This window comes from Hymenobacter antarcticus (genome assembly GCF_039539545.1).
Lineage (GTDB): Bacteria > Bacteroidota > Bacteroidia > Cytophagales > Hymenobacteraceae > Hymenobacter > Hymenobacter antarcticus.
The window spans coordinates 59,642-66,368 of sequence record NZ_BAABDI010000029.1 but is presented as its reverse complement, the minus strand read 5'-3'; the positions used below and the strand labels follow the sequence as shown (position 1 = coordinate 66,368).

Annotated in this window: 3 protein-coding genes and 1 tRNA gene; 2 read left to right on the top strand and 2 right to left on the bottom strand. The window is 59.9% G+C overall.

The window, feature by feature from the left end:
- Window positions 1–652: 652 nt before the first annotated feature.
- Entirely contained in the window at window positions 653–946 is a 294-nt protein-coding gene (locus ABD819_RS17255; protein ID WP_345126283.1) for an HNH endonuclease, read from the top strand.
- Window positions 947–1,013: 67 nt separating this feature from the next.
- Here ABD819_RS17255 and ABD819_RS17250 read toward each other — a convergent pair.
- Together ABD819_RS17250 and ABD819_RS17245 are read right to left on the bottom strand one after the other, a co-directional pair.
- A tRNA-Arg gene (locus ABD819_RS17250) sits at window positions 1,014–1,085 on the bottom strand.
- Window positions 1,086–1,127: 42 nt separating this feature from the next.
- The gene (locus ABD819_RS17245; RefSeq protein WP_345126282.1) at window positions 1,128–2,453 is read right to left on the bottom strand and encodes a Pycsar system effector family protein; all 1,326 of its coding nucleotides are present in this window, start codon (window positions 2,451–2,453) and stop codon (window positions 1,128–1,130) included.
- Between the two features lie 200 nt (window positions 2,454–2,653).
- Here ABD819_RS17245 and ABD819_RS17240 point away from each other — a divergent pair, with 200 nt between their 5' ends.
- Window positions 2,654–6,628, top strand: a complete 3,975-nt coding sequence (locus ABD819_RS17240; RefSeq protein ID WP_345126280.1) for a metallophosphoesterase — start codon at window positions 2,654–2,656, stop codon at window positions 6,626–6,628.
- Window positions 6,629–6,727: the final 99 nt, after the last annotated feature.

Sequence of the window (6,727 nt, the reverse complement as noted above, 5' to 3'; positions counted from 1 at the left end):
TACTTTGCTGGATAAGGCGCCGAGTTGCCGGCGTTGTGCGGGCGCACCCGTGTGGTAATTTTCCCATAAATTCGTTCGGTAAGCAGGCGGTAAAGGTACCCCACTATCCTCCGGGACTATACAGCTATGCAATTGCAAGGCATCGCTTCCGCGCCGGTTTGGCCCCCATTATAAACGCCGGTTGTCTGCCCATTACAATCCCCTGCTGCTGGAGAAACAGCCGCGCCAGCCGCTGCCTCTTGAGCGTCACCGACGGCACGTAGGCGTTTTCGGCGAAATTGGCTGTTTGACTTGGAGCGCTTTCCCGGCTCATATTCAATAGCGCCAAGTGGCGTGGTGGGTCAGTTATTGGGCGAGGGCGGGGAGTGGCGGTGAGGAGCAATAGCAGCAGCAGTTGCACGCGTTTCTTCGGGTGCGGGTGCAAATGAACGAGCAATAGCCAGTAATTTGAAGCATGAATAACTGCCTGCACTGTGGCGCTGAAACGGCCAACGCGAAGTACTGCTCCCGGTCGTGCGCTAACCGAGTAAATGGGCATCTATTTCCTAGCCGTAAGCGCATTTCCCGCAGTTGCAGGCATTGCGGTGCGGCGCTTCAAACCCGCCGGACCACTTGCGATAATTGTAATCCCAGTTTCGTTGATTGGCAAACAGTGTCCTTACAACAACTCAAAGCCAAAGCCCTGCAGCAGTATGCGGCCCAAATCCGCAGCCTGGCACGGGTGGCTTACCGCAAGTCGACCCGACCCAAAGCCTGCACCGTTTGTGGTTACGATACGCATTATGAAGTATGCCACATCAAGCCCATCAGTGAATTTATGCCAACCGATTTTGTCTCCGATGTTAATGCCCCGACCAATATGGTAGCGCTGTGTCCCAACCACCATTGGGAATTTGATAATGGATACCTGGCTGCCGAGTTTATTCTGAAGTTGGCGGGAGTGTAATTTTATTTGCAGCAAAAAGGCCGCTCTCGATTCCGAAAGCGGCCTTTTCTAAACGTAAAATACTATGTAGCCGCGACGAGAATCGAACTCATATCAAGCGTTTAGGAAACGCCTATTCTATCCGTTGAACTACGCAGCCATGGCGCAAAGGTAAGAACGGCGAGTTACAACGGGCTCCTTTTTACGACTTATACAGCAGCACGATGATGAACGAGAGCACCGTGAGAATAAGCCCGACCATGAATACCGAGTAGCTGGTGCGCAGCAGGTTGTACTTGCGCGACAGCACTTCGCCGAGGTAGTACACATCGGTTACCATGTTGGTGTAGAGGCCTTCCTTCTGGCGCATCAGCTCGCGGATGCCGTCCTGGAAATTGTCGAGGCTGAGCTTGGTGAAGTTGCCGAAGAACAGCAGGTTCACTCGGCGGTTGTTGGCGATTTCCGGGCTCTTTTTCAGCCACTTAAAACTGGTGACGTCGGGTTGGGCCGAAAGAATGGCGGTTATCACCGACCCCAGGGAGGTAAACAGCAAAATGCTCATGGGAATGGCCAGCACCGGGTTTTTGGTGAAGGCCGGGCCCAGGGCCGACGACTTCGCGCCGAGGTAGGTGATAATCACCGACAGCAGCACCGCGTTCAGCTGAATCATCATGCCGGCCTTCTTGTCGGCCATATCCGAGAGCTTGATGTGGTTGCTGTACATGGTGCGGAACATGGTTTCGACGCCGCGCTTGGGGTCGGCGAAGGTATCAATCTGGGCCTTGCTCTTCTTTTTGCCCTTTTTCTCTTTTTTCTTGAGCTGGTCGCGCTGCTCTTCGATGTTTTTCTTGAAGTCCTTGCGGTAGCGCTCCTTGCCGGCGTCCGAGAGGTACTTGTGGGTGGTCATGAAGTTGAGCTGGAGCTCGGCCCACTCCGGCGAGGTATAGGTCTGGCCCAGCACCAGCTCCCACTCGGTGCGCAGCAGCTCGGCGCTGGAGCGGAAATCTTCGCGGGCCAGGTTGCTCATGTCGGCATCCACGAGTAGCTTTTGCAGCTCCGTTTCGGGCGTTTCGTCGCGGTGCGTGGTCTTTATCATTTCCGAGATGAGCGTCACGCGGCCCGCGTCCACGCCGTGCTCGGTGAGCCAGGCCGCGGCGCGCTCCATGCTGCGGAACTCGTGCCCGTCGTACACGTCGAGGTAGCCCACGTCGTGAAACCAGGCGGCGAGCAGCAGGGCCTCGGTGTCGTCGGGGCCGAGGGTGGCGGCGGCGGCCAGGGTGCGGCATTCCTTGGCCACGGCCTCGGTGTGGCGCAGCGAGTGGTACGTGAGCTGGGGTGGCACCTCCCGGCTCAGCAGGTCGACGACGTAGGCTTGCGCCTCTTTCACCAGGGCCGACGCCTTGGCCTTGGCGGGCTTTTCGGCATCGGCCGGAGCGGCGTCCGTGGGGGTTGGCGTAGTAGGGTCCGGGGTGGGGGCCGGGGTGGGTGCGGCCTCCGCCGCTGCGGTTGCGGGGGTATTTTCTTCCATGACTTGCGAAGCTACGGCCGGTTCATCCGGCACGCGCGCCGGCTTTCAACGCGAAGCACCGGGCGGAAGTTAAAAAGGATTGGCTAACCGCACCGCCGCGCTTTGCGTAACGGGCCTAACCTGGCTGGCCCTTCGCGGTTGTAAATTTGCCCCAGTACCCCGCGGCGGGGCTTTCAGGGCCCTATTCATTCTTATCGTATATGTCCTTACTTTTTAGCTTTCGACCTGCGCTGTTGTTGCTCGGCGCGGTTTTGTCGTTTTCCATTAGCAGCTTCGCCCAGGGCGAATCCAGTGAGAACCCGCGCAACTCGCGCCCCAATTACCGCCGGGGTGGCCTGGGCTGGGAGGCCAAGCGCCCGCCCGACAGCACCCGCATCCGCTATTCGGTATTTTTAATTGGCGACGTGGGCAAGCCCGCCGATGCGGCCACCGGCGGCGAGCCCTCGCTGAACTACCTGCGCAAGCAAATAATGCAAGCCGGGGCCAAGAGCACCACCATCTACCTCGGCGATAATATCTATGAGTACGGCATGCCTGAAGAGGGGGCCTACGACCGCAAGGAGTCGGAGCGCCGCCTGCGCGACCAGATGGACGTGCTGAAGGGCTACAAGGGCGAGAAATACATGATTCCGGGCAACCACGACTGGAAGCAGGGCCTGAAGGGCGGCCTGGAGCAGGTGCTGCGCGAGCAGCGCTTCGCCGAAAACTACATGGCCAATGACTCGGCCGCGTTTTCCTACACCGGCGACTTTATTACGCCCAGCGACGGCTGCCCCGGCCCCTACGAAATCCGCCTGCAGGACGACCTGGTGCTGATTACCATCAACTCGCAGTGGTTCCTCACCAATCAGAGCGAGCGGCCCTACGGCTCGAACGGCGGCTGCGGTGTGGAGGACGAAACCGAGTTTATGGCCCAGCTCGAAGACGTGATTGCCCGCAACAAGGACAAGAATATCATGGTGGTGGGCCACCACCCGCTGTTTTCCGACGGCGTGCACGGCGGCTACTTCACCCTGGGCGACCATATTTTTCCGCTCAGCATCGTGTACAAGTACGCGTTTCTGCCGCTGCCCATCATCGGGTCCATCTACCCGTTTGCCCGTAAGTACGGCGGCGTGAGCCAGGACATGGCTTACCCGGCCTACGCCGCCTATAAGAAGGGCCTGACGGATATTTTTGCCAAGTATCCCAACATCATCTATGCGTGCGGGCACGAGCACAATTTGCAATACTTTAAGGAAGGCGCTACGCACTACATCGTGAGCGGCTCGGGCTGCAAAACCCAGCACGTGAAGCCCGGCGATGGCGGCGGAGCGCTGTTCTCGGACAAGGAAAAGGGCTTTGCCCGCGTGAACTACTACGACGACGGCCAGGTCTGGACCGAGTACTTTGTGCCCGAGGGCAAGGGTGAGAAGGCCCGGGTGGTTTTTCGCACGCCCCTTTATGCCAAAACCACCGATGGCATCGCCTCCACCGCGCCCGCGGCCCCGGTGACGCCCCTCGAAAAAAAGAAGAAAAAGGAGAAGGATGTTGTGACCGCCCAGGCGCTGCCCACCACCCGGGCCGATTTCCGCGACAGCAGCGTGGTGGTGGCCGTGAACCCGGGCTACGACAAGCACGGCAAGTTTCACAACTGGCTGCTGGGCGAGCATTACCGCAAGGAGTGGGCCACGCCCGTGAAGTTTTCGGTGCTGGACCTGGCCAACGAGCGGGGCGGCCTGGTGCCCTACAAAACCGGCGGCGGCAAGCAGACGGTTTCGCTGAAGGTGCGTAACGAGGCCGGCCACAACTTTTCGCTGCGCGGCATCGACAAAGACCCCGCGGCCGTGCTGCCCGAGGCCCTGCGCACGGGCTTCGCCAAAGACGTGTTGCAGGACCAGATTTCGGCTCAGCACCCCTACGCCTCGTTCGTGCTGCCGCCGCTGGGCACGGCGGCCGGCATTCTGCACACCAACCCGGTGCCGGTGTATATTCCGCAGGACCCCTTGCTGGGGCAGTACTACGGCACGTTTGGCAACCTGCCGGCGGCGCTGGAGGAAGACGCCAAAGATGACCAGAGCAACGTGGCCAGCCTCAACTACGCCAAAAATCTGGTGAGCACCGACAAAATGCTGGAGCGGCTGCTGGAAGACAACGACAACAAGATTGACCAGGTGGCCTTTGCCCGCACCCGCCTCTTCGATATGTGGATTGGCGACTGGGACCGGCACGAGGACCAGTGGCGCTGGGCCGAGGTGAAGGACAAGGAGGGCGACCGCACTTTCACGGCCGTGCCCGAAGACCGCGACATTGCCTTTTTCAAGGGCGATGGCGTGCTGCCCTTCCTGATTTCGCGCAAGTTTGCGGTGCGCAACTTCCAGAACTTCGGCTCGGACTATGGTGACTACAAGGGCCTGAACCAGACGGCTCTGAGCAACGACCGCACCTTTTTGGGCGGCGTGACGCGCGAGCAGTGGGTGGCCCAGGCCGATTACATGAAGAAGAACCTGACGGATGCCGTTATCGAGAAGGCGTTCCGCGAGAAGTGGCCGAAGGAAATTTACGACCTGCACGGCCCCGAAATCATCGCCAAGCTGAAAAGCCGCCGCGACCTGCTGCCCGACCTGGCCGCCAAGTACGCCAACGTGGTGGCCGAAATCGTGGAAGTGCGCGGTACGGAAAAGAACGAAAAATTCACGGTGGAGCGCCTGGCCAACGGCAATACCCACCTCACGGTGCGCAAAATCACGAAGGAAGGCAAGGTGACTAAGGTGCTGTATGACCGGGTGATTGAGCAGGCCGTGACCGACGAGCTGCGCATCTACGGCATCAGCGGGCAGGATGTGTACGAGCTGAAAGGTGATGCCAAAAAGGGCGTTAAGATTCGCCTGGTGGCCGGAACCGGCCGCGACAGCATCAACGACAAAAGCAACGTGGCCGGCATGCGCCACCGCCTGCAGGTGTACGATGCCGACACCGGCAACGTAATTGTGGCCGGCAAGGACGCCCGCCTGCGCCTGGAGCCGGGCATTGACGTGAGCCGCTACGACCACCCCAAGCGCTTCGACCTGAAGGATTACCGCCTCAACTATACCGGTCCGGCGCTGTTCTTCGGCTTCAACATCGACGACGGCATTTTGCTGGGCGGCGGCGTGACGCACCGGCGCTACGGTTTTCGCCGCGAGCCGTTTTCGTCGGAGCAGAGCATTACGGCCAACTTCGCGCCGGCCCGCAACGGGGCCTACAATATCAAGTACGCGGGGCAATTCACGCGCGTATTTGGCAAGTACGACCTGCGCGTGGCCGCCCAGTACTACGGCCCGCAGCTGCTGTATAACTTCTTTGGCCTGGGCAATAATACCTCCAATCTGGCGAACGAGGATGATGACCGGGGCATCGTTACCAACCGTACCGTGAACTCGGCCTACCGGGTGCGCTTTGATAAGCTCACCATAGCGCCCACGCTGGAGCGCAGCCTGTTCAGCTTCCTCAAGGCGGGCTTTGGGCCGCAGTACGAGCAGTTTCGGGTCGAGCAGAGCCCCATCGGCTCGGTGATTAAGGACAGCATCGGCAGCGACTTTGAAAACCGCCGCTTTGGTATTCGGGCCACCGATTTCCAGGTCAACCAGTACCTCGGGGGCCTGTTTTACCTGAACCTCGACGCCAGCTCCTCGCCCAAAAACCCGCGCATCGGTATTCGTTGGTACAACGAGTTTCAGTACAACTTCCAGCTCAACAGCGAGCAGCTGCAGTTTGGCCGCCTGACCTCGGAAATCCGGGCCTACCTCACGCCCAACCTGCCGTTCCAGATTACCTACGCCGGCCGCCTGGGCATTACGCGCAACATTGGGGAGTACCGCTTCTACCAGGCCAACACCCTGGGCGGCACCACCAACCTGCGCGGCTACCGCCGCACCCGCTACGCCGGCCGCAGCAGCGTGTATGGCAACTTCGAGGCCCGCGTGCAGCTGTTGTCTTTCAACGCCTACCTGTTTCCGGGCAAGCTGGGCATCCTGGGCCTGGCCGACGTGGGCCGCGTGTATTCCGACAACGACGTGCGCACCGGCATCAGCGCCTTCCACAGCGGCTTCGGCGGCGGCGTGTACGTCGATATTCTCAAGCAGGCGGTCATCAACGCCACGTATTCGGTGGGGGAGGAGAAGCTGGTATTCGTCGGCTTCGACTTCCTGTTCTAAACGCCGCAGAAACGTGTACCCCGAATTTCCAATTCGGCCGTCAGAACGAGAGCCGAAAAAGCTTGTTCCGACGGCCGAATTGGAAATTCGGGGTACACG

Coding starts and splice junctions, on each gene's coding strand:
- ABD819_RS17245 (WP_345126282.1), bottom strand. CDS start 2,453: ATGGAAGAAAATACCCCCGCAACCGCAGCGGCGGAGGCCGCACCCACC.
- ABD819_RS17240 (WP_345126280.1), top strand. CDS start 2,654: ATGTCCTTACTTTTTAGCTTTCGACCTGCGCTGTTGTTGCTCGGCGCG.